This window comes from Lacticaseibacillus hegangensis (genome assembly GCF_003946465.1).
GTDB lineage: Bacteria > Bacillota > Bacilli > Lactobacillales > Lactobacillaceae > Lacticaseibacillus > Lacticaseibacillus hegangensis.
Genome location: NZ_RHOL01000005.1, coordinates 82424 through 104536 on the forward strand (window position 1 = coordinate 82424; position 22113 = coordinate 104536).

Annotated in this window: 21 protein-coding genes; 19 read left to right on the forward strand and 2 right to left on the reverse strand. The window is 58.0% G+C overall.

Translation table 11 applies throughout. The features are described from left to right. The first annotated feature begins 22 nt into the window (after positions 1–22). The 6 genes from EKM86_RS02205 (at position 23) to EKM86_RS02230 (ending at position 6305) form a co-directional block, all read left to right on the forward strand. The gene (locus EKM86_RS02205) at positions 23–610 is read left to right on the forward strand and encodes a LysM peptidoglycan-binding domain-containing protein (RefSeq protein WP_125754884.1); all 588 of its coding nucleotides are present in this window, start codon (positions 23–25) and stop codon (positions 608–610) included. Positions 611–712: 102 nt separating this feature from the next. Next, positions 713–1387 (forward strand): (d)CMP kinase, encoded by a 675-nt coding sequence (cmk, locus tag EKM86_RS02210; RefSeq protein WP_125754885.1) that lies wholly within the window; start codon positions 713–715, stop codon positions 1385–1387. A 71-nt stretch (positions 1388–1458) separates the two neighbouring features. Beyond that, positions 1459–2781, forward strand: coding sequence for a 30S ribosomal protein S1 (gene rpsA, locus EKM86_RS02215; protein ID WP_125754886.1), 1323 nt, complete (start codon positions 1459–1461; stop codon positions 2779–2781). Positions 2782–3142: 361 nt separating this feature from the next. Beyond that, complete coding sequence (gene der / locus EKM86_RS02220; RefSeq protein ID WP_125754887.1) at positions 3143–4453, forward strand: ribosome biogenesis GTPase Der; 1311 nt, start codon at positions 3143–3145, stop codon at positions 4451–4453. A 226-nt stretch (positions 4454–4679) separates the two neighbouring features. Continuing rightward, on the forward strand, positions 4680–4955 hold the full coding sequence (locus EKM86_RS02225) for an HU family DNA-binding protein (RefSeq protein ID WP_125584527.1): 276 nt from the start codon (positions 4680–4682) through the stop codon (positions 4953–4955). 78 nt (positions 4956–5033) lie between these two features. Next, positions 5034–6305 carry a tetratricopeptide repeat protein gene (locus EKM86_RS02230; protein WP_125754888.1) on the forward strand — a complete coding sequence of 424 codons (1272 nt, stop codon included), beginning with the start codon at positions 5034–5036 and terminating at the stop codon, positions 6303–6305. Between the two features lie 39 nt (positions 6306–6344). On the opposite strand, the gene EKM86_RS02235 is transcribed toward EKM86_RS02230, so the two are convergent. After that, positions 6345–7223 (reverse strand): YitT family protein, encoded by an 879-nt coding sequence (locus EKM86_RS02235; protein ID WP_125754889.1) that lies wholly within the window; start codon positions 7221–7223, stop codon positions 6345–6347. Between the two features lie 101 nt (positions 7224–7324). Between EKM86_RS02235 and EKM86_RS02240 the strand changes: the two genes are divergently transcribed. From EKM86_RS02240 to EKM86_RS02255, 4 genes are all read left to right on the forward strand, one after another. Next, positions 7325–8503, forward strand: coding sequence for a CCA tRNA nucleotidyltransferase (locus tag EKM86_RS02240; RefSeq protein ID WP_125754890.1), 1179 nt, complete (start codon positions 7325–7327; stop codon positions 8501–8503). Positions 8504–8637: 134 nt separating this feature from the next. After that, complete coding sequence (locus tag EKM86_RS02245; RefSeq protein WP_125754891.1) at positions 8638–10542, forward strand: ABC-F family ATP-binding cassette domain-containing protein; 1905 nt, start codon at positions 8638–8640, stop codon at positions 10540–10542. A gap of 10 nt (positions 10543–10552) precedes the next feature. Next, on the forward strand, positions 10553–11506 hold the full coding sequence (locus EKM86_RS02250) for a thymidylate synthase (RefSeq protein WP_125754892.1): 954 nt from the start codon (positions 10553–10555) through the stop codon (positions 11504–11506). 18 nt (positions 11507–11524) lie between these two features. After that, positions 11525–12016 carry a dihydrofolate reductase gene (locus EKM86_RS02255; RefSeq protein WP_125754893.1) on the forward strand — a complete coding sequence of 164 codons (492 nt, stop codon included), beginning with the start codon at positions 11525–11527 and terminating at the stop codon, positions 12014–12016. Positions 12017–12070: 54 nt separating this feature from the next. On the opposite strand, the gene trhA is transcribed toward EKM86_RS02255, so the two are convergent. Beyond that, a complete protein-coding gene (gene trhA / locus EKM86_RS02260; protein ID WP_125754894.1) occupies positions 12071–12712 on the reverse strand; it encodes a PAQR family membrane homeostasis protein TrhA in 642 nt (213 codons plus the stop codon). Between the two features lie 159 nt (positions 12713–12871). On the opposite strand from trhA, the gene EKM86_RS02265 reads away from it, so the two are divergent. From EKM86_RS02265 to EKM86_RS02305, 9 genes are all read left to right on the forward strand, one after another. Next, the gene (locus EKM86_RS02265; protein WP_125754895.1) at positions 12872–13714 is read left to right on the forward strand and encodes a DegV family protein; all 843 of its coding nucleotides are present in this window, start codon (positions 12872–12874) and stop codon (positions 13712–13714) included. Between the two features lie 54 nt (positions 13715–13768). Continuing rightward, a complete protein-coding gene (locus EKM86_RS02270) occupies positions 13769–14617 on the forward strand; it encodes an SGNH/GDSL hydrolase family protein (protein WP_125754896.1) in 849 nt (282 codons plus the stop codon). A gap of 2 nt (positions 14618–14619) precedes the next feature. Beyond that, the gene (locus tag EKM86_RS02275; protein ID WP_125754897.1) at positions 14620–15252 is read left to right on the forward strand and encodes a YpmS family protein; all 633 of its coding nucleotides are present in this window, start codon (positions 14620–14622) and stop codon (positions 15250–15252) included. Positions 15253–15286: 34 nt separating this feature from the next. Then, entirely contained in the window at positions 15287–15808 is a 522-nt protein-coding gene (gene msrA / locus EKM86_RS02280; protein ID WP_191988009.1) for a peptide-methionine (S)-S-oxide reductase MsrA, read from the forward strand. Beyond that, entirely contained in the window at positions 15808–16041 is a 234-nt protein-coding gene (locus tag EKM86_RS02285; RefSeq protein WP_125754899.1) for a YozE family protein, read from the forward strand. The genes msrA and EKM86_RS02285 overlap by 1 nt, the downstream gene beginning before the upstream one ends. Positions 16042–16044: 3 nt before the next feature. After that, positions 16045–17556 (forward strand): S41 family peptidase, encoded by a 1512-nt coding sequence (locus EKM86_RS02290; RefSeq protein WP_225419336.1) that lies wholly within the window; start codon positions 16045–16047, stop codon positions 17554–17556. A 227-nt stretch (positions 17557–17783) separates the two neighbouring features. Next, positions 17784–20504, forward strand: a complete 2721-nt coding sequence (locus EKM86_RS02295) for a glycoside hydrolase family 65 protein (RefSeq protein ID WP_125754900.1) — start codon at positions 17784–17786, stop codon at positions 20502–20504. A 9-nt stretch (positions 20505–20513) separates the two neighbouring features. Continuing rightward, a complete protein-coding gene (gene pgmB / locus EKM86_RS02300; RefSeq protein ID WP_125754901.1) occupies positions 20514–21203 on the forward strand; it encodes a beta-phosphoglucomutase in 690 nt (229 codons plus the stop codon). After that, positions 21196–21963: a Cof-type HAD-IIB family hydrolase gene (locus tag EKM86_RS02305; protein ID WP_125754902.1), complete on the forward strand. Its 768-nt coding sequence runs from the start codon at positions 21196–21198 to the stop codon at positions 21961–21963. The genes pgmB and EKM86_RS02305 overlap by 8 nt, the downstream gene beginning before the upstream one ends. Positions 21964–22113: the final 150 nt, after the last annotated feature.

Sequence of the window (22113 nt, forward strand, 5' to 3'; positions counted from 1 at the left end):
GTATGCAAGGAGGACCGTTTCAATGAATAAGAAAACCGATCACAAACAGCCTGATGACGCGGACAAGAGCCAACCGTGGAATAAGCAGTTCGAAGACGATCGCGATGACGAGGGCAACCTTTCCCGAGTCGCGACGCGCAAAAAATCTCGCGGTACCAGGGTGCTTCAGTACGTCTTATGGGGCCTGATCGCCTTGTTCATTATCGTGCCGGTGGCTTATAACGCGATTTCCAGCAACTCCAGTAATAATAATAGCAATGATAAAATTGCTGTTTCCAGCAGCAGTAAGAAGTCGAGCTCAAGCACCAGCAGCAAGAAGAAAAAGCACCGCGCCTCCAGCAGCAAATCGAGCAGCCAGTCATCGAGCAGTACACAGCCGGCCAGCTCAAGCAGCACGGCTTCCAGCAGCACGCCGGCAAGCAGCTCATCCAGCGTTGCCTCCTCGAGCAGCGCGTCATCCAGCTCTAGCACGGCGGCGGGTTACTACACCGTCAAGCAAGGGGATAACGCTTATCGTATCGCGGTTAACCACGGCATTTCGCTCAGCCAATTCTACCAGTGGAACGGTCAAGGCACCTTGACCCCTGGCAAATCAGTGCGAATCAAATAAGAATTCAGTGAGTCGAGGCGAACCCTCGGCTCTTTTTTGGGTATAATGACTGCAGTAAGCGGCGCGGGGGCTGCCCCAAGCCAGCGAGGAGGAGTTTTCAGTATGCAGATTGCCATTGACGGCCCGGCGGGGTCGGGCAAAAGCACCATTGCCAAGTTAGTCGCCACCAAGTTGGGGTTCATCTACTGTGACACCGGGGCGATGTATCGCACGGCGACCGTCATGGCCAAGCAAAAGGGCATCGACTACGGGGACGAGGCCGCGATCATGGCCGCACTGCGCGGGCTGGACATCACCTTCAAGCCCAGTCCAGACGGCCAGCTGGTCTTCATGGCCGGCCAGGACGTGACCTTGGCCATTCGCCAGGAGGAAACCACCAACAACGTCAGCCAGGTGTCGGCACTGCCCAAGGTGCGCGAGGAAATGGTCCGCCGTCAGCGCGAAATTGCAGCCAATCACGACATTGTGATGGATGGCCGCGACATCGGCACGACCGTGTTGCCTGACGCCGAGGTGAAAATTTACATGGTCGCCTCGGTCGCGACGCGCGCCCAGCGCCGGTACAAGGAAAACGTGGAAAAGGGCATCATGACGCCGGTTGCCAAGCTGGAAGAAGAGATCGCCGAGCGCGACCGCAAGGACTCGACGCGCGCGGTTTCGCCGCTGCGCAAAGCGGCCGATGCCGTTGAAATCGATTCCAGTCACATGACAATCGATGACGAGGTGCAAACCATCATTGACATTGTCAACAAAAAGCGGTTAAAAACGCAAAACTAAATGTTGGTATTTTGCCCCGTATCGGGTACAATAGATTAAGTATGACAGTCGTATAGGAGGAATTTTCTGGCATGAGTGAAAAGAATGAGTCAAGCGAAAACACCGAAACAATGGCGGACGCGCTGAAGAGCGTTGAAACTGTTCACATCGGCGACACCGTAAAAGGTGAAGTATTAGCAGTCGAAGACAAGCAACTGGTTGTAGGGATCGAGGGCACCGGCGTTGAGGGTGTCGTTCCTCTTAAAGAGTTATCCACTCAGCCAATCGATGACATCAACTCGGTTGCTAAAGTCGGCGACAAGCTCGACCTGGTCGTGATCTCCACGATCGGCAAGGACAAGGAAAACGGTCAGTACCTGCTTTCCAAGCGTCGCCTCGAAGCCCAAAAGGTTTGGAAAGACATCCAGGCCAAGGCCGATGCCGGTGAGACCATCACCGCACCAGTCACATCCGTCGTTAAAGGCGGCTTGGTCGTTAACGCCGGCGTGCGTGGGTTCGTCCCAGCAAGCATGGTTTCCGACCACTTCGTTGAAGACCTGTCTCAGTACAAGGGTCAGGAACTGGAATTCAAGATCATCGAGATCGAGCCAAGCGAAAACCGCTTGATCTTGTCTCACCGTGCGATTGTTGAAGCCGGCAAGGCTGAAGCTCGCAAGGAGATCTTTGCGAAGATCCAGCCTGGCGACACGGTTGAAGGCAAGGTTGCCCGGCTCACCAACTTTGGTGCGTTCGTTGACCTTGGCGGCGTCGATGGTCTGGTCCACGTGTCCGAAATCAGTTTCGATCACGTTGACAAGCCAAGCGACGTGCTGAAGGTTGGTCAGGACATCAAGGTCAAGGTTTTGGCCGTTGATCCTGATCGCAACCGCATCAGCCTGTCCATCAAGGCGACGTTGCCGCAGCCTTGGGATGACATCGAAGAAAAGGCACCGGCCGGCTCTGTTCTGACCGGGACTGTTAAGCGCCTGACCAGCTTCGGCGCATTTGTTGAAGTCTTCCCTGGCGTTGAGGGTCTGGTTCACATTTCCCAGATTTCTCACGAGCACATTGCAACGCCTCAGGATGTTCTGAGCGAAGGGCAAGAGATTCAGGTCAAGGTTTTGTCTGTTGACCCAGATCAGCACCGTCTGGCGCTGTCCATCAAAGCGCTGACCGAAGCGCCTGAAGGCAGCAGCGACGATCGCCCACGCAGCAACGGCGGCAACAATAACCGCGGTGGCAACAGTCGTGGCGGCGATCGCGGTGGCCGTCGTGGCGGCCGCAGCGAACACACTCAGATTCCGGCTGAATATCAGCAGGACGATTCAGGCTTCTCAATGGGCGATTTGCTCGGCGACGCGCTGAAGAACCTGAGCACGCCGAACGATGAGAAGGACGACAAAGACAACAAGTAAGCAATTGCTTTTTGGCCGAGGCAGAGATGCCTCGGTTTTTATATATAAGGTGCGAAGGTGCGCAGGCTTGGCGTACTTAGCCTGACGATTAGCCGCTACGCATGTCAGACTGTACGCCATGAACGGCTACAGTCTGATCATAGCCCAAGGCATTGCCGCCGTATTTTGGCGGCGAGTCCTTGGGCGTAGCTAAGCGCTCAGGCGTTGATCAGCCTGTACGAGCAAAGCGAGCTACAGGGTGACGTGCGTTAGCTGCCAAGCCGTAGCCCGATTAGATGAGGTGCGCACTTGGTCGCACCTCCAAACGCGAGGGCCCCATTACCTGAAGGGGTCCGGTTTTATAGAAAGGGAAGATAATTCTATGGTACTCCCCACATTAGCAATCGTCGGCCGGCCCAATGTCGGCAAATCGACGATTTTTAACCGCATGATCGGCGAGCGTGTCTCAATCGTCGAAGACACCCCAGGTGTGACCCGGGACCGGATCTACGCCAAGGCCGAATGGCTGGGCAGGCAATTTGCCCTGATCGACACCGGCGGGATCGACATCGGCGACGAGCCGTTTTTGCAGCAGATCTCGGACCAGGCGGAAATCGCCATCGATGAGGCCGACGTGATCCTGTTTCTGACCAGTGTCGAAGCCGGCGTCACCGACGCCGACGAGCGCGTGGCGCAGATCCTCTACAAGGCAGACAAGCCGGTGGTGCTCGCCGTTAACAAGGTCGATAACCCGGAGCGGCGCAACGACATTTACGACTTTTATAGTCTGGGCTTTGGCGAGCCGTACCCGCTGTCTGGGAGCCATGGCATTGGCCTGGGCGACGTGCTGGACGCGGTGTTTGCCGCGTTTCCTGACGAAGGCCAGGACACTGAGGACGACTCGATCAAGTTTTCCTTCATTGGCCGGCCGAATGTCGGCAAGTCTTCGCTGGTCAATGCCATCCTGGGCGAAGAACGGGTCATTGTCAGCCCCATCGAGGGCACGACACGTGATGCGATCGACACCAAGTTCGAGCACGGCGGCCAGGAGTTCACCATGATCGACACCGCCGGGATCCGCAAACGCGGCAAGGTGTATGAAAGCACGGAAAAATACGCCGTCATGCGCGCGTTGCGGGCAATCGACCGCTCCGATGTGGTGTTGGTGGTGCTGGATGCGGAAACCGGGATTCGCGAGCAGGATAAAAAGGTTGCCGGGTACGCACACGAAGCCGGCCGCGGGATCATCATCGTGGTCAACAAGTGGGACACGCTAAAAGAGAAAGATAACCACACGATTCAGGAATTTGAACAGCACGTGCGAGACGAATTCCAGTACCTGGACTACGCACCGATCGTTTTTGTATCAGCAAAGACTCATCAGCGCCTGACAAACCTGCCGGCAATGATCCAGACGGTTTCAGAAAATCAGAATCGCCGCATTCAGAGTGCTGTACTCAACGACGTTTTGCTCGATGCGCTGGCGGTCACGCCGACGCCGACGATCAACGGCAAGCGCCTGCGCATTTACTACATGACGCAGGTGGCCGTCAAACCCCCGACATTCGTGGTTTTCGTCAACGATCCGGACCTGCTGCACTTCTCTTATGAGCGCTTTCTCATTAACCAGTTGCGCAAGACGTTCGATTTTGAGGGCACGCCGATTCATTTAATCGCCAGAAAGCGGAAATAACGGGGTTTACCCAAGCCCGAGAGTATCTGGTTCCTTTTCAGCGATATGTTTTCATATCCCTTCTACTTTTTTGATGATAATGGGAAAAAACCTTGCTACGCCGGGGTTTGTGTGTTATCTTGAAAATTGAAATGGTGATACCGGTTTATCATTGTTTCCTCATTCTTGGAAACCAAGATTGGGTATTTGGGTGATTGACCCAAATCTATACGGAGGTGAATAGATCATGGCAAATAAAGCAGAATTGATCGAAAATGTTGCAACTTCAACCGGCTTGACAAAGAAGGATGCAACGGCAGCTGTAGATGCAGTATTTAGCTCCATCCAGGCTTCCTTGGCTAAAGGCGAGAAGGTTCAACTGATCGGCTTTGGTAACTTCGAAGTACGCGAACGCGCTGCTCGTAAGGGCCGCAACCCGCAAACTGGCGCAGAGATCAAGATCCCTGCATCAAAAGTACCTGCATTCAAGCCTGGTAAGGCACTCAAGGACGCTGTTAAGTAGTCTCCTTGGAGCAATGATAGGTTTATCGAAACGGGTTCGAACACTAGTTGTTCGAGCCCGTTTTTTCAGGAGGTAGTTATGAGCTATTCTGAGCAGATGCTCCAAGCCCTCGAGCAGGGTAAGATGGAAGAGTCGCGCAACTTGTTCCAATCCGTCTTAAAGCACGACGACGACGAAACCAAGTTCAACCTGGCCGGCGAATTATACGCGCTAGGCTTCACCGGGCAGGCCAAGCGGCTTTACCAAGAGCTGATGGGCAAGTACCCGGATGAAGACGAGATCAAAACGGCGCTGGCGGACATTGCCGTGGGCGATGGTGACACCGATGAGGCGCTCAACTTGCTGGCCAAGGTCACGCCAGACTCCGACGCGTACCCGCAGGCGCTGCTGGCCGAAGCGGACGTCTACCAGACCCAGGGCCTGTACGAAGTCGCCGAGCAGAAGCTGCTGGAGGCCCAAAAGCTGGTGCCTGACGAGCCGGTGGTCACGTTTGCCCTAGGGGAGTTGTACTTCGCCTGGGGCCGCGATGATCAGGCCGCGCTCGCGTATTCTCAGCTGATCAACGCTGGGGTGGACTCACTGGCCCATGTTGACATCAAAGCCCGTTACGCGGCCACGCTGGCCCATCTGGGACAGTATGAAGACGCAGTGGCCGTGTACGAAGACGTCGGAGCCGCGAAGCTGGATCCTGACAGCCTGCTTCAGCTGGGCAGCTTGTACAGCCAGCTGGATCAACCCAAGGACGCGATCGAAACGCTGACGGGCCTGATTGAAGGCGACCCGTCCTTTGCTAACGCCTACCTGCCGCTGGCCATGGCCCAGCAGAAAAACGGCGACGAGGCGGCCGCGCTGACCACCGTGCAAAAAGGCATCGAGCAGGACGCCACCAATCCTGAGCTCTTCGCCTTGGGTGCCAGCCTGGCGATCAAGGAAGAGAACCTGGAGCTGGCCGAAAGCTACCTGAAAAAGGCGCGCGCCATTGATCCGGAAAACCAGGCCGTTGCACTGTCCTGGAGCAACCTGCTGCTGGCCCAGCACAAAGACGAAGACAACGTGGCCTTTTTGGAGGCACTGGACAAGTCCGACGAGGTCGATCCGCAAATTTACTGGAATCTGGCGAAAAGCTACGACCGGTTGGATGACGTCGCTAAGGCCCGGGAGAATTACCTGCTCGCGTTTAACGCGCTGCAGGGATCCGCGGATTTCCTGCACGACATTATCGACTTCTTCCAGTCCACTGGTGCCACAGCCGAGTTGAAAGCGGCTTTGACCCGTTACTTGAAGCTGGTGCCGGACGACGTTGAGATGCAGGATCGGCTCGATGAGCTGACCGACGAAACGCAAGACTAAAATAAGCCTTCCGCTTGCAGCGGAAGGCTTTTGTCATGCTCAGCTGAGAAACAGCCGCTTGGGTTTGCGCTTGTAGGTGAAGCCTTCGCCCAGTGCCTCATGCACGTCCAAAATCGTGATAAAGGCTTTGGGGTCAATGTCGTCGATGATGCGCTTGACCGCGGCAATTTCGGTGGTGGCAACGACCGCGTAGACGACGCGCTTTTGGTCGCGGGCAAAGCCGCCTTCCGCTTTGAGGTACGTCGCGCCGCGCTCCAGCTGATTCATGATGGCGTTGGCGATTGCCTCAGACGAGTCGGAGACAATCAGCACGCCCTTGGCCGCGTACGCGCCTTCCAGCACGAAGTCGACGATGCGGGAGAACACGTAGCTGGCCAGCAGGGTGTACATCATCCGTTCCAGGTCCAGATAGGACAGACTGGCCAGCAGCACGACCACGTCAAAGGTCAGCAGCGACCGACCCATCGGGATACCGGTTTGTTTTTCCAAAATGCGGGCGATGACGTCCGAGCCGCCGGTGGTGCCGCCGCGGCGGTAGATCAGGCCGCTGCCGATGCCGCCGAACAGCCCGGCCATGACCCCGGCGATGAACAGGTCGTGGTGAATGTCCAAACTGACCGGCACGCGCTGCCAGACCCACAGGAACACCGACAGCATCACCGTGCCGTAAATCGTGTAAGCTAAGGCGCGCTTGCCGAGGAATTTATAGCCGACGATGATCAGTGGAATGTTGAGGACGAGGGTAGAGTAGGCGGGGTCGATGTGCCACCAGTAGCGGATCAGCAGCGTGATACCTGTGATGCCGCCTTCCGCCAGGTGGTTGGCGATGTTGACGGTGACCAGGCCGAAGCCGTACAAGGCGCACCCCAGTGTAATCAGCGCCAGATCCATCACCATTCGCTGTGTTTTTTTCGTCATCGCGGCCCCTCCTTGAACAGACTTATCACCCTTATACTACCAGACCTTAGTCAGGGTGCGGTGAGTTTGCTATGATGGAGGGGAGAAAAAGGAGCGAGGACATGCAAATCGATTTGAGTCATCCGGATTTCCAAGCGGCGATCCCCATCATGAAAAAAATTGAGGAAGCCGGCTTTGAGGCCTATTTTGTCGGCGGCAGTGTGCGCGACGCCTTGCTGGGTCTGCCGATCCACGACGTCGACATCGCCAGCTCCGCCTATCCGCAGGAAATCAAGCAGATTTTTCCCCGCACCGTCGACACTGGCATCCAGCACGGCACGGTGATGGTGCTGCACCACGGCGTCGGCTATGAGGTGACGACGTTTCGAACCGAATCCGGCTACCAGGACTTCCGCCGGCCCGACCATGTCACTTTTGTGCGTTCCCTAAAAGAGGACCTCAAGCGCCGCGACTTCACGGTCAACGCGCTGGCGGTGCGCCACGACGGGACCGTGATCGACCTGTTCGACGGCCTTGCCGACCTTGACCACAAGGTGCTGCGAGCGGTTGGCGACCCCCACGCGCGCTTCCACGAGGACGCGCTGCGCATGATGCGGGCCGTCCGTTTCCAGAGCCAGCTGGGCTTTGCCATCGACCCGGCCACCGAAAGTGCGATCACGACCAACGCGGCCCTGCTGGCGAAAATTTCTGTCGAACGTACAGCCACCGAGTTCACCAAGCTGCTGCTGGGGCGGGACCGCCAGGCGGGACTGACCACCTTCATCGACACCGGGCTGTACGCGTATGCGCCGAAGCTTGAAGGACAGGACACGGCGCTGCGTCAGCTGGCTGCCTTGACGGCGCCGCAATTTACGGCGCCTGCAATCGGCTGGACCCTGCTCGTGCATCTGACGGGCCTGAACGCGGAAAAGCTGCTCCGCGCTTGGAAGCAGGCCAACGACCTGATCCGCCTGACGGCCAGCGCCGCCCAGCTGTTGGCCCAGCTGCCTGAGGCCGACGCCTGGGCGCTGTATCAGGCCGGCGAAGCGGCCGCCAACGTGGCGTTTGTGGCGCGGCGGGCGCTGGATGCGAGTTTCGACGTTGCCCAGAGCCAGGCGGCCTACGCCGCACTGCCGATTCACGATAAGGCAGAGCTGGCGATTGACGGTAAAACGCTGATGGCCAGCGGCTTCAAGCCGGGGCCCCAGCTGGGGCAGACGCTGAACCGCCTGGAACGTGCCGTCGTGTTTGGGGAGCTGCCGAATGACCAGCAGGCGCTGCTGGCAGCGGCAAAGCAATAATGTGGTGAGCAAATTTTGAATTGGCGGCCAGGTGGCGAACCTGACCGCCTTTTTGCGCGTTCTGAGCGAAGCGGCGCAATTTTCACGGTCCAGATTCCATGTTATGATGGTGGACAGAAGAAGCGAGGATGACTATGCAAACATTGACTGCGGAAGGCGTGCGCAAGGCGTACGGCGATAAGCAACTGTTCACTGATTTAGACTTTTTGATCAACGAAGGTGACCGTATCGGCCTGATCGGGGTCAACGGCACCGGTAAAACGACCCTGCTGAATGGCATCGCCGGCATTGATCCGTTTGACGCCGGTGACATCACGACGCCGAAAAATTACCGCATCAGCTACCTGGCACAAAAGCCGGCGCTGGATCCGGACAAGCAAATTATGGACGCCATTTACGGTGGGACTTCGCCGGTGTTTGCCGCGATTCGTACGTATGAACAGGCACTCGCCGAATACACCAAAGCGCCCATGGACGCGGCCACTCAGGAGGCCTACACCAAGGCCGACGCCAAAATGACGCAGCTGGACGCTTGGGATGCAGAGACCAACATCAAGACGATCCTGACTCAGCTGCACATTTCCGACCTCAATCAAACGATTGGCAGCCTGTCCGGCGGCCAGCAGAAGCGGGTCGGCCTGGCTCAGGTGCTGATCGAAGCGCCGGACCTCTTGATGCTGGACGAGCCGACCAACCACCTGGATTTTGACTCCATTGATTGGCTTGAATCTTACCTGGCCAAGTACAAGGGCGCGCTTTTGGTCGTCACTCACGATCGCTACTTCCTTGATCACGTGACCAACGCGATCTGGGAGCTCGACCGCGGCCAGCTGCACCGATACACTGGCAACTACGAGGCCTACGTCGAACAAAAGGCGGCCGCGGACGTTCGCGACGCCGCCAGCTCTCACAAACAGCAGCAGCTGTACAAGCAGGAGCTCGACTGGATGCACGCCGGCGCGCAGGCCCGCACGACCAAACAGCAGGCGCGTATCAACCGTTTTGACGAGCTGAAGGAAAACATGAACAGCCAGCCGGCCCAAAACGGCACCGTCGAAATGAAGGTGGCGTCCACGCGCCTGGGCAAAAAGGTCATCGAATTTTCCCACGCCAATTTGACGCTGGGCAGCCACCGCATTCTGAACGATTTCTCCTGGCTGGTGCAGCCGGGCCAGCGCATCGGTATTTCGGGACTCAACGGCGCCGGCAAGTCGACGCTTTTGAACGTGATTGCCGGCAAGGTCAAGCTGGACAGCGGGACCTGCGTACTGGGCGAGACCGTCAAACTGGGCTACTACACGCAGCTCGCGGTCGACCTGGACCCGACCAAGCGCGTGATCGCCTACCTGCAAGAGGCGGGTGAGGAGCTGGTCACCAATGCGGGTGAGCGCATTTCCGTCACCCAGCTGCTTGAGCAGTTCCTGTTTCCCCGCAGCATGCACGGTGAGCTGATCTCACGTCTGTCCGGTGGGGAAAAACGTCGGTTGTACCTGCTGCGGATCTTGATGAGCCAGCCCAACGTGCTGCTGCTCGATGAGCCGACCAACGACCTTGACGTCGCCACGCTGACCGTGCTGGAGGATTACCTCCGGCAGTTTCCGGGCACCATCATCACCGTGTCGCATGACCGCTACTTCTTGGATAAAGTGGCCGACAACCTGCTGTTCTTCGAGGGTAACGGGCGCATCGACCGCCACGTTGGCCTGTTCACCGACTACCTGAAGAAAATGCGGGCAGACGAGCAACAGGATGTCGCCCCCAAAGCCAAGCCGCTGCCGCAAGCGGCTGAGGCCAAGCCCGAAGCGTCGGCCGAGAAAACCAAGCTGACCTACGCGGAGCAAATCGAGCACGACGACCTGCAGAAGCAAATGGATGCGCTGGATGATGAAATCACGGCGCTGAAGAAAGCAATGAGCACCATCAGCGGCGAGGATTATGTCAAGCTGGGCGACCTCCAAAAGCAGATCGATGACAAAAACGCCGCGCTGGATAAAATGTTCGATCGCTTTGCCGCACTTGATGAGTACGTATCAGATTAGGAGGAAGACGATGCCAGTCACAGAACAGCCTTACCTGGACCTGCTCAAGCGGATCATGGAAACCGGGGATTTCAAAGGCGATCGCACCGGGACCGGGACCTATTCGATTTTTGGGGCGCAGCTGCGGTTCGACCTGAGCCAAGGGTTCCCGCTGCTGACGACGAAAAAGGTTCCATTTGGCCTGATCAAAAGCGAGATGCTGTGGTTTTTGCACGGCGACACCAACATTCGCTTCCTGCTGCAGCACCACAACCACATCTGGGACGAGTGGGCCTTCGAGCGCTGGGCCGAATCCCCTGAGTACACGGGTCCGGACATGACCGACTTCGGCCAGCGCCGGCTCAAGGACCCGGAATTTGCCAAGGTCTATCAGGCGCAAATGCAGGCGTTCGATGATAAAATTTTGGCAGACGAAGCCTTCGCCAAAAAATTCGGGACCCTCGGCAACGTCTACGGCAAGCAGTGGCGCGCCTGGGAAACCAGCCGCGGCGATACTATCGACCAGCTGGGCAACGTGATCGAGGCAATCAAAAAAACGCCGGATTCACGGCGCCTGATTGTTTCGGCCTGGAACCCGGAGGACGTGCCCACCATGGCACTGCCGCCGTGCCACACGTTGTACCAGTTTTACGTCAATGACGGCAAGCTCTCGCTGCAGTTGTACCAGCGCAGCGCCGACATGTTCCTCGGCGTCCCGTTCAACATCGCCAGCTACGCGCTGCTGACCCACCTGGTGGCCCAGGAAACCGGGCTGCAGGTCGGGGAATTCATCCACACGTTTGGGGATGCGCACATTTACACCAACCACGTCGACCAGGTCGCCGAGCAGCTCAGCCGCACGCCGCGCAACAGCCCGCAGTTGGTGCTGGCGCCGGGTAAGACCATCGACACACTGACCATGGCAGACATCAAGGTGAAGGATTACGACCCGTATCCCGCCATCAAGGCACCGGTCGCGGTCTGACCACCACAGGAGGACACGATGATCGCATTTGTTTGGGCCCAGGATCAAGCCGGCACCATCGGTAAAAATGGCAAGCTGCCGTGGCACCTGCCCGATGACCTGCATCAGTTCAAGCAGCTCACGCTCGGCCAGCTGACGGTGATGGGGCGGACGACCTACGAGGGTCTGCCCAAGCGCCCGCTGCCCGGTCGCACGAATATCGTGCTGACCCGCCAGGCGGACTACCAGGCCCCAGGCGCCGTGGTGATTCACGACCGCCAGGCGCTGTTGGCATTTGCTGAAGCGCACCCCAAGCAGCACCTGATGATTGTCGGCGGTGCGCAGATCTTCACCGCCTATGCCGACATCGTTGACCGGCTGTACGTGACCAAGCTGGCAGGGACCTTTGCCGGCGACGTCAAAATGCCTGCGCTGGACTGGGCCGCCTTCAAGCAGGTGGCCAGCCGTGAAGTCATCGACCCTGACCCGCGCAAGACCCACGTGTTTGAGACCTGGCAGCGCAAATCATAGTCATAAAAAAATGCCGACACGGTTTTTTTCTCCGCGTCGGCACTTTTTATAAACTTAAACGAACAGGTAAATTGAGGCGTACATGCAGGCCGAGCCGATCATGACAAACACGTGCCAAACGACGTGGATGTATGGGATTTTTTTCTGCGAGTAAAGCAGCGCGCCGAACGTGTAGGCCACACCGCCGGCCACCAGGAGCCAGAAGCCGATGCGGCCCAGGTGCGCCCAGAGCGGCTGCATGCCGATCAGGCACATCCAGCCCAGGATCACGTAGATTGCCGTTTCCGCCCCGCGAAAGCGGCCGAGGAAGAACAGCTTGTACGCGATGCCGGCGGCGCACAGCAGCCAGATCGCCGCCAGCAAAGTCCAGCCCAGCCAGCCGCCGATCGCGACCAGGCAGTAGGGCAGATACGAGCCGGCAATCAGGATGAAGACGCTGGAGTGGTCGATCACTTGCAGGACATGGCGCGCCTTGGTGAAGTAGAACCCGTGAAACAGCGTGGAGCCCAGGTACAAGATGATCAGCGAAAAGCCGAACCCCAGGAAGGTGACCAGCCGCAGCGGCGTCGTGGCCTTGAAGGCCAAAGCGACCGTGCCGACCACGGAAAGGCCCAGCGCGAACGCGTGGGTGACGGCGCTCAGCATCTGGTCATTGAAGTTATAATACGTTGATTTAAATGGTTTACTCAATTGCATCGGCAACCTCCCTGGTTCTTTACGTTTATAATACCATGATGAAGATGGTAAAACAATCTTATCTAGTGTTCAAAACTAAGTGCCCTGTTACTGACAAATAGGGGCATGCTTTGGTATACTGAACCCAGTGCAAAATTACCTACAGAAAGCGTGGCTCAAATGGCAAACATCAAACTGGTGACGGATTCATCAATTCAGTTGACCCCGGAAGAAATCGCGAAGTACGACATTCACGTCATTCCGCTGACGATTATGATCGATTCCACCGTGTATGTGGACGGTGAGACCATCACGCGCGCCGAGTTTATGGATAAGATGGCGGCGGCCTCAGCGCTGCCAAAAACCTCTCAGCCGGCGATTGGGACTTTTCTCGATGTGTTCAACGACCTGACCGCTGACGGCAGCGAAGTGCTGGCCGTGCACATGCTCGAGGCCATTTCCGGCACGGTCAACTCCGCGCGCCAGGCCGCGGAGCTCTGCAAGGGCAAGGTGACGGTGGTGGATTCGCAGTTCACCGACCGCGCGCTGGCGTTCCAGGTGATCGAGGCCGCCAAGCTGATCCAGGCGGGCAAGCCGATGGCCGACGTGATCAAGCGGATGGAACAGATCCGCGACCACACGAAGCTGGTGATGGGCGTCTCTACGCTGGACAACTTGGTCAAGGGCGGCCGCATCAGCCGCGTGTCGGGGATGCTGTCATCGCTGCTCAACATCAAGGTGATCCTCGAAGTCACCGGCGGCGAACTCAAGGCCCTGCAAAAAGGCCGCGGCATGAAGACGCTGGTCAACTTCGCCGATAAAACGGTTCAGCAAATGGCCAAGCTCGGCAACGTCAAGAGTGTCGGCGTGTCCTACGCCGGCGGTCAAAAGCTCGCCGAGGAAATCGGCGCCAAGGTCAAGGCCGCGCTGCCAACTGCGGAGCTCTTGGTGCGGCCGACCGATCCGGTGATCGCCACGCACACCGGCGATGGGGCCTTTGCAATCACGTACTACGTCGACTAAAATAGATACATTCGGGTCGGGTTTCCCGGCTCTTTTTTTAGTTAAGGAGGACCCATGAAAAAACACTGGTGGTTAAGTGTCTTGATCGTCCTCGCTTCGGCTGTGGTCACGTTCTTGATCTGGCAGGTGGCGGGGCCCAAGGCGCAGCCGATTCAACTCAAAGGGCAGGTGCAGCAGGTCAAGACCCTGCGCCTGGCCGCAGTCGGGGATTCCCTGACCCACGGCGTTGGCGATGAGACCAACAACGGCGGCTATGTTGGCCTGATACAGGCCGACCTGGAAAGCTCCGGCGTCTACCAGGTCGACACCTCAAACTACGGCGTGACCGGTGACACCAGCACGCAGATCCTCAAGCGCGTGAACAAGCAGAAAAAGCTGCGCACCGATGTCGAGCACGCCGACATTTTGACCGTCACGGTCGGCGGCAACGACCTGATGCACGTGCTGCAAAAGAACCTGCTGTCGATTTCGACGAAGGACGTCACCGACGGCGCAGCCACTTACCAGCGCCATTTGACCAGTCTTTTGACCGCGCTGCGGCAGCTGAACCCGAAGGCGCCGGTGTACGTGTTCGGCGTCTATAATCCCTTCTACGTCTATTTTCCCAATCTGACCGCGATGAGCACCAGCGTGAAGACTTGGAATAATGCGACGCAGGCGGCCCTGGGCGACTTTGATCACATGTACTATGTCGACATCGATTCGGTGCTGACCAAGGGTACCGGCACGCAGGCCAACAGCAAGTCCGACAAGGCAAAGCTGGAATCGGCCATGTCCGGCAGCAGCAAGAACCCGCTGATCTTCGAGTCGGATCACTTCCACCCGAACAACGCCGGGTATGCGCTGATGACGTCGCAGCTCTGGAAGAAAATGCAAGCAACTAAGCAATCCTGGGAGAAATAAGTATGCGAGAAGCAAAGACCCGCAAACGGGCCACCAAATCTGAAAACACACGGGCCCGCGGCCGCGTTAACCTGTGGCAATGGGCGTTCCTGATCCTGATCGGGCTGATGCTTGGCACCGGCGTCTGGCTGGGGCATTCGGTGTTGACGCCGGTCGCCCAAAGCTATTCGACGCAAGACACCACGACTGGCGACCCGGCGATGACCGTGTCCTTGACCAAGCGCCAGGCCAACGAGATCATTTCTTATTACCTTAACGATTTTCAAAAAGGCAGCAGCGTGAAGTACTCGCTGACTTTGGCTGACCAGGCCGTGCTCGGCGGGTCGTTCAAGTTTTTCGGCCAAAAAGTCGGCTTCAGCCTGTTGTTTGATCCGCTGGTGCTGAAAAACGGCAACGTCGAGCTCAAGGCGCGCCGGCTGAACGTCGGCAGTCTGCCGGTGCCGATCTCGTACGTGATGGGTTATGCCGCCAGCAATTACAAACTGCCCAACTGGGTCAGGATGAATAGCAAGCAGAAGACGGTTGTGCTAGACTTGAACAAATTCAAGATGGCTAACGGCATGCAGCTGAAGGCCACTAAGATCGACCTGCCTAACTCGCAGATCGACTTCTCGGTTTACCTGCCGAAAAAGTAAGCGGCAGGCTCGAGTGTGAGATAAGGGGGAAATTGTGATGGCAGAAACAGCAATTTTTGCAGGTGGGTGCTTTTGGTGCATGGTCAAGCCCTTCGAGGAGCAGCCAGGCATTTTGAACGTGGTGTCCGGGTACACCGGCGGGCATGTCGCCAACCCAACCTACGCGCAGGTCAAGGCCCACGAGACGGGCCACACCGAGGCCGTGCGGATCACGTATGACCCGAGTGTCGTTTCGTATGAGGACCTGCTCAACACTTACTGGCAGCAAACCGATCCGACCGACGCCATGGGTCAGTTCCAGGACCGCGGCGACAATTACCGGCCGGTGATTTACGTGGCCAACGAGGCGCAGCGCAAGGCGGCCGAGGCGTCAAAGGCGGCGCTTGAAGCCAGCGGCCGCTTCGACAAGCCAATTGTGACTTCAATCGAGGACGCCAAGCCGTTTTACGAGGCCGAACCTGAGCACCAGCAGTTTTACGCGCACAACCCGCGGCGCTTTGCCGAGGAGCACCAGCAGCGTCAGGAATTCATCGACAAAAACTGGAGGGACGCCTAATGCGCCAAACCTTTTACCAGTACCTGATGACTTTGCGCAACCCGAATGACCACGGCGAAATCGCCAATTTTGCGCAAAATGCCTTCTTGGACCAGGCGTTTCCCAAGCAGGAAACTGATTTTGAAAAGCTCTCCAATTACCTGGAGCTGAACGCCGGCTATCTGCCGAGCATGAGTGTCTTTGACGAGGCGTACAACATGTACCTGAGCCACGAACACGTCGGAAGGAACTAAAGTATGGATAACGACCCAGAAAACCAGCAGCCAAACCCAACGCCGACCCCGGCGCCCAAGCCAACGCCAAACCCAACGCCCACGCCAGAACCAGGCAAAAAGCGCATGCCGTACCGCTTTTCCAAGTGGGCAACGGCCCTGATCGCCGTGGTCGCGCTGCTGGTCGGCGGTGGCCTCGGCTACGCGCTGCATCCGGAGCTCAACCCGAGCGACAAGATCACGGTGCCGCCGGCCTTTTACAAGGTCATCGGCACGTACAACTCCATCAAGGCGAATTACTACAAGCCGATTTCGTCGACCAAGCTGGCTAACGGGGCGATCAACGGGATGATGGAAAGCCTGGACGACAAGTTTTCGACGTACCTGCAAAACGAGGATAAGAAGAATCTGGATGACACCATGTCCGCCAGCTTCGGCGGCATCGGCGCCACGATCGAGCAAAATGGCACCAAGCTGACGGTGCAAAGCGTCCAGCCGACCAGTCCGGCCAAAAAGGCGGGGCTGCGCGCAGGCGACCAGCTGATCGCGGTCAACGGCAAGTCCGTTGAGAAAAAATCTGTCACTGAGGCCGTTGCCAAGATCCGCGGCAAGATCGGCACCAGCGTCAAGGTCACCATCCGCCGCGACAGCAGCGATCAAACCGTGACGATGACGCGGGCGCGGATCACTCAGGCGACCGTCACCTCGGCGCTGAACCAAACCGACAAGTCCGTCGGCGTGATCACCGTCGCGACCTTCTCCGAGCCGACCGCGGGCCAGTTCGAAAACGCAGTCAAAAAGCTGCGCAAGGAAGGCGCCAAGAAGTTCGTCGTGGATCTGCGCGGCAACGGCGGCGGCGAGCTCAACACGGCGCTGAAGATGGCGTCGATGGGGCTGAAGAACGGCAAGACCATCGTCAAGGTCCAAGACCGCGCCGGCAAGACCCAGGTTTACAAGGCCGGCAAGGGCTACGATGAGGGCTTCAAGATCACCGAACCAATCGCCGTCTTGATCGATGGCGATTCCGCCTCGGCCTCCGAGATTCTGGCCGCAGCCTGGAACCAAAGCGCCGGGGTGCCGCTGATCGGCAGCCAGAGCTACGGCAAGGGCACCGTGCAAAATGTTGCGCAGCTTGGCGACAACGCCGAGGTCAAGCTGACGATTGCCAAGTGGCTGACGCCCAACGGTTCTTGGATCAACCATAAGGGCCTGACGCCGACCATCAAGGCCGACTATCCGGCCTGGGCCAAGATCGCCGGTTTTGCTACCGCGAACATGAAGCTCGGCGACGAAAGTACCGATGTGAAGTCGCTCCAGACCTCGCTGGCCGCTTTGGGCTATGATGTTGGTACGGTCAACGGTTACTTTGGCCCGACCGTGCAAACGGCGGTCCAGAAGTTCCAGCAGGACAACGGCCTGCCAGTGACCGGTCAAACCAACGACGCCACGCTGACCAAACTGATCACGCTGCTGTCAGCTAAGCTGCAAAACGATGACACGGCCATGGTGGCCGCCGTCAAACAGTTAGACAAGTAAAGTAAGGCGCCTCGTTTCGTAAAGTCGAAACGAGGCGTTTTTGTATGTCCGGCTAATGGTTGCCATTAGCCAACGCTGCCACTTGGCGAGGGCTCTGGCCGGCTTTTGGCGGCTGGGTTTGCTACGATTAAAGTAACCTCAGGAAACGATCAGGGTTTGACCAAGTTTGACGTTTGGGACAAAAATAGTTAACATAATCTTGTACCCTTTTCTGAAAGGATGATTAAATGAGAACAATCTCGTTAAAGATCTTGACGGACGCCATTGAAATGGATGTGCCCCAGGCAAACGCGGAAATGCAGCCGCGGCACATCGTGATCCGGTATGACCCGGACCAGTCAATTGGCGAAAACCTTGAAAACATTCGTGTGAAATTAGTCGGCGTCGACTTTGACGCCATCATTATCGAGAACCCCTTGACCTATCCGTTTTCCGACACGGTCGTGGGGCTGAACCACCAGCGCATCGACATCGGGCTGGCGCTGACCAACCTGTTCAACGTGCCAGTGGTGGCGCGGCCGACCGTGACCAAGGCCGGCCTGGACCAGGCCGTCAAGGCCAAGCGGACGTACAACAGTTGGCACCTGGATTATTACGGCGAGTATCAGGGCAAGCGCAACTTTGGTCAAGAGGCGATGCTGACGATCGGCAACGGCTATTATGGCCTGCGCGGGGCCTATGTGGAAAGCCGCGCGGACGATGATAACTATCCGGGCCTGTACGTGGCCGGCGTTTACAACCAGAACACGACGCCGGTTAATGGCCGCGACGTGGTCAATGAAGACCTGGTCAACCTGCCAAATCCGCAGGCGCTGACCATCGGCATCGATCACGCAAATCCGTTCAAAATTCGCCACAGTGACATCACCGACAGCTACCGCAGCCTCGATTTGAAAACCGGCCAGTTGACGACGACGCTGATGGTGACCATTGGCACCGGGCATCAAATGATGGTGCGCGCAACCAAGGTGGCGGACATGCGCCATTTTCACCGGCTCGCGCTTCGCTACGAGTTCACGCCGCTGAATTTTGCCGGCAGTGTGCAGGTCTACGGCACGATTGACGGCGACGTCGTGAACGAAAACGTGGCGCGCTACAACCAGTTCGACCAGCACCACATCACCGTGACGGGCATGGCCAGTGCGGCCAACAAGGCGCTGCTCACCGGCACCACCAAAAATTCTGGCATTGCGTTTGCCATCGGCAGCAAGCTGACGAGCCCCAACCGCGACTTGCGCGAGCAGGTGAAAACCACCACCGGGGCCAAGGCGATTCGCCAAACTGTGGACCTGACCGTCGAGCCGGGCAAGACCTACACGATCGACAAGCTGGTCGCGCTGTTCACCAGTCGAGAAAGCGGCGAGACGCCGCTTGATACCGCCGTCTGGGATGAGCTGGATGAGGTCAGCTTTGCCGATACCGAAAAAAGCACCGCGGCATTTTACGGCGATGTCTGGCAAGGCGACGACATTGCGATCCAAGGCGACACAATCAGCCAGAAGCTGACCCGCGTCAACATTTTCCACCTGTTCGTGTCAGGCGCGGCCTTGGCCAGCAATCAGCTCGACGCTTCGGTCGGGGCCCGCGGGCTGCACGGTGAAGCCTACCGCGGTCATGTCTTCTGGGACGAGATGTTCGTCATGCCGTTTTACGCGACCCACGCGCCCAAAATTGCCAAGGCGATGCTCGATTACCGCTACCGGCGGCTGCCGGCGGCGCGCGCGTATGCGCAAAGCATTGGCAAACAAGGCGCGATGTACCCGTGGCAGTCGGGGATGAAAGGCGACGAGCAATCGCAGTTCGTCCACCTGAACCCGCTGACCAACCAGTGGGACCCCGACAACTCGCGGCGCCAGCGCCATGTCTCCTTGGCGGTGGCCTACGACGCCTGGCTGTACTGGCACATCACGGGCGACGACCAGTACATGAAAGATCAGGGCCTGGAACTGCTGCTGTCGGTCGCGAAGTTTTGGCTGAGCATGGCGACGCTGGATAAGACCACCGGCCGCTACCACATCAGCGGCGTGATGGGGCCGGATGAGTACCACGAAAGCTACCCGAACAGCGACGAGGCCGGCCTCACCGACAATGCGTACACGAACATCATGACGGCATGGCTATTTCAGCTGATTGGAAAGCTGAAACCGCGATTCGCCAAGCGCGGATATGCGGCCGCCGCCAAGCGGGCCACTTTTACCGCGCACGACTTTGATCAGCTCGCTGTCGTGCGGCGCAAGTTGACCCTGGACGTCAACGACAACGGCATCATCGGCCAGTTCGCCGGCTACTTCAAGCTGCCGACGCTGGACTTTGACGCGTACCAGAAAAAGTACGGCGACATTTCGCGTATCGACCGCATCTTGAAGGCGGAAGGCAAAACGCCGGACGCCTATCAGGTGGCCAAGCAGGCCGACACCATGATGGCGTACTTCCTGCTGGATCCGGCCACCATCGAGGGCCTGATCGCCGACATGGGTTACCAGCTGCCGGCGGATCATTTTTCCCAGAACCTGGAGTTCTACCTGGAGCGGACGACGCACGGCTCGACGCTGTCGCGGATCGTGTACGCGGTCCTCACGCGCATGGACAACCGCCGCGACCAGTCGTGGAAGCTGTTCCATCAGGCGCTGTTCTCGGACTACTACGACATTCAAGGCGGCACCACCGCCGAAGGCATTCACCTGGGCGTGATGGGCGCCACGCTGTACGTGGAGGAGTCCCTGTACGGCGGCGCGAATCTGCTTAGCTCGCAGCTGCGGTTTGATCCAGAGCTGCCGAGTCAGTGGCACCAGTTGCATTACCAGCTGCACTTCCAGGGCGCAGCGGTGGCAGTCACCGCTGATCATAACGCAGTCACGCTGAAGGCGGACCAGGATCTGCAAGTCACAGTTGCAGGCAAGCCGGTCGCACTGACGGCTGGGCAGCCTGTGACCGTGGACTACCGTTAGGAGGCACTTATGACAACATTTGAACAACTAAAAGGCGCCGTCTTTGACTTGGACGGCGTGATCACGGACACGGCGCGGTTTCATTCACAGGCCTGGAAGCAGATCGCCGATAAGGTCGGGGACGGCTGGGACGAGGAACTGGCCGACGCACTGAAGGGCATTGACCGCATGGCGTCGCTTGATCTGATTTTGAAGCACGGCGGCAAGCAACATGATTTCACGCCGGCGGAAAAAACAGCGCTGGCCACCGAGAAAAACACGCGTTACCTGCAGCTGGTCGACACGCTGACCCCGGCCGACATCTTGCCAGGGATCCAGGATTTTCTGGATGCCTTGCGGGCTGGCGGCTACAAGCTGGCGCTGGCATCCGCGTCGAAAAACGCGCCGCGGGTGCTGAAAAACCTGGGGCTGACCGACTACTTCCCGCACATAGTCGACCCCGCCACGCTGACCCACGGCAAGCCGGATCCGGAAATTTTCGTCAAAGCTGCCGAAAGCATCGACCTGGCGCCTGAGGCCTGCATCGGCATTGAAGACGCGGCCGCGGGCGTTCAGGGCATTAACGCGGCCGGTGAACTGTCAATCGGCATCGGGGATGCTGAAGAGCTGCACGAGGCCTGCATCGTCTTTCCGTCGACCGCCGAGCTGACCCTGCCCAACATTAAGGCCGCGATGGAAAAGGGCGATGTGCATGCCTAAAGCAGTTGTCTTTTTCGATTTGGATGGCACGCTGCTGCGCGATGATAAGTCACTGGCCAAAAGCACGGTGGCGGCCATCCACCAGCTGCGCCAAAACGAGGTGCTGCCGGTGGTCGCGACGGGCCGCAACATTTTTGAGATTCAGTATGTGCTGGATCAAACCGGTATTGATTCGATCGTCTCGGCCAACGGCAGCTATGTGCAGTATGAGGGCCGCAAGCTGGACGCGGCGGTGATCCCGACCCCACTGATCGAGGCGTTCAACGCCTTTGCCGCAAAGCAAGGCGATCCGGTGGCGTGGTTCAACAACCAAACTTTCGCGTTGAGCCAAGAGACCGAAGCTACACGGCGAAACTTTGCGCTATTAAAGTTGGATGCTCAGGTGATTCCAGACTGGTACCAAACCCACGAGGTCAACTTTATGTTCGTGTTCAACACGGACAAGGAAGCCCTGTACAGCCGGCAGTTTGCCGGTCAGCTGGACCTTGTCCGCAATAATCCGCGCGGCCTGGACACCATGCTGGCCGGCGTGTCCAAGCGGACCGGTATTCTGAAGCTGCTCGCCGAGGCGGGGCTCACCGGCATTCCCACTTACGGGTTTGGCGATGAGCTGAACGACGAGCCGATGCTGAAGCTGGTCGATCATCCTGTGGTGATGGGCAACGGCAATCCCAAAATGAAGGCACTGGCCGAATACGTGACCGGCGATAACATGCATGACGGGATTGGCCAAGGGCTGCGGCACTTCCAATTGATCTAAATTGGCTAATACAACAGGGGCACACAGTAAGCGTGCCCCTGTTTTGGTGCGCCCGGCATGGGCGCCAACTTGGTGGTGAAAGTCCACTGCGGGCCGTAGTAGTCGGAACCGCTAGCCAAGGGCAAGGGTGTCCATCGCGAGGTGGAATCT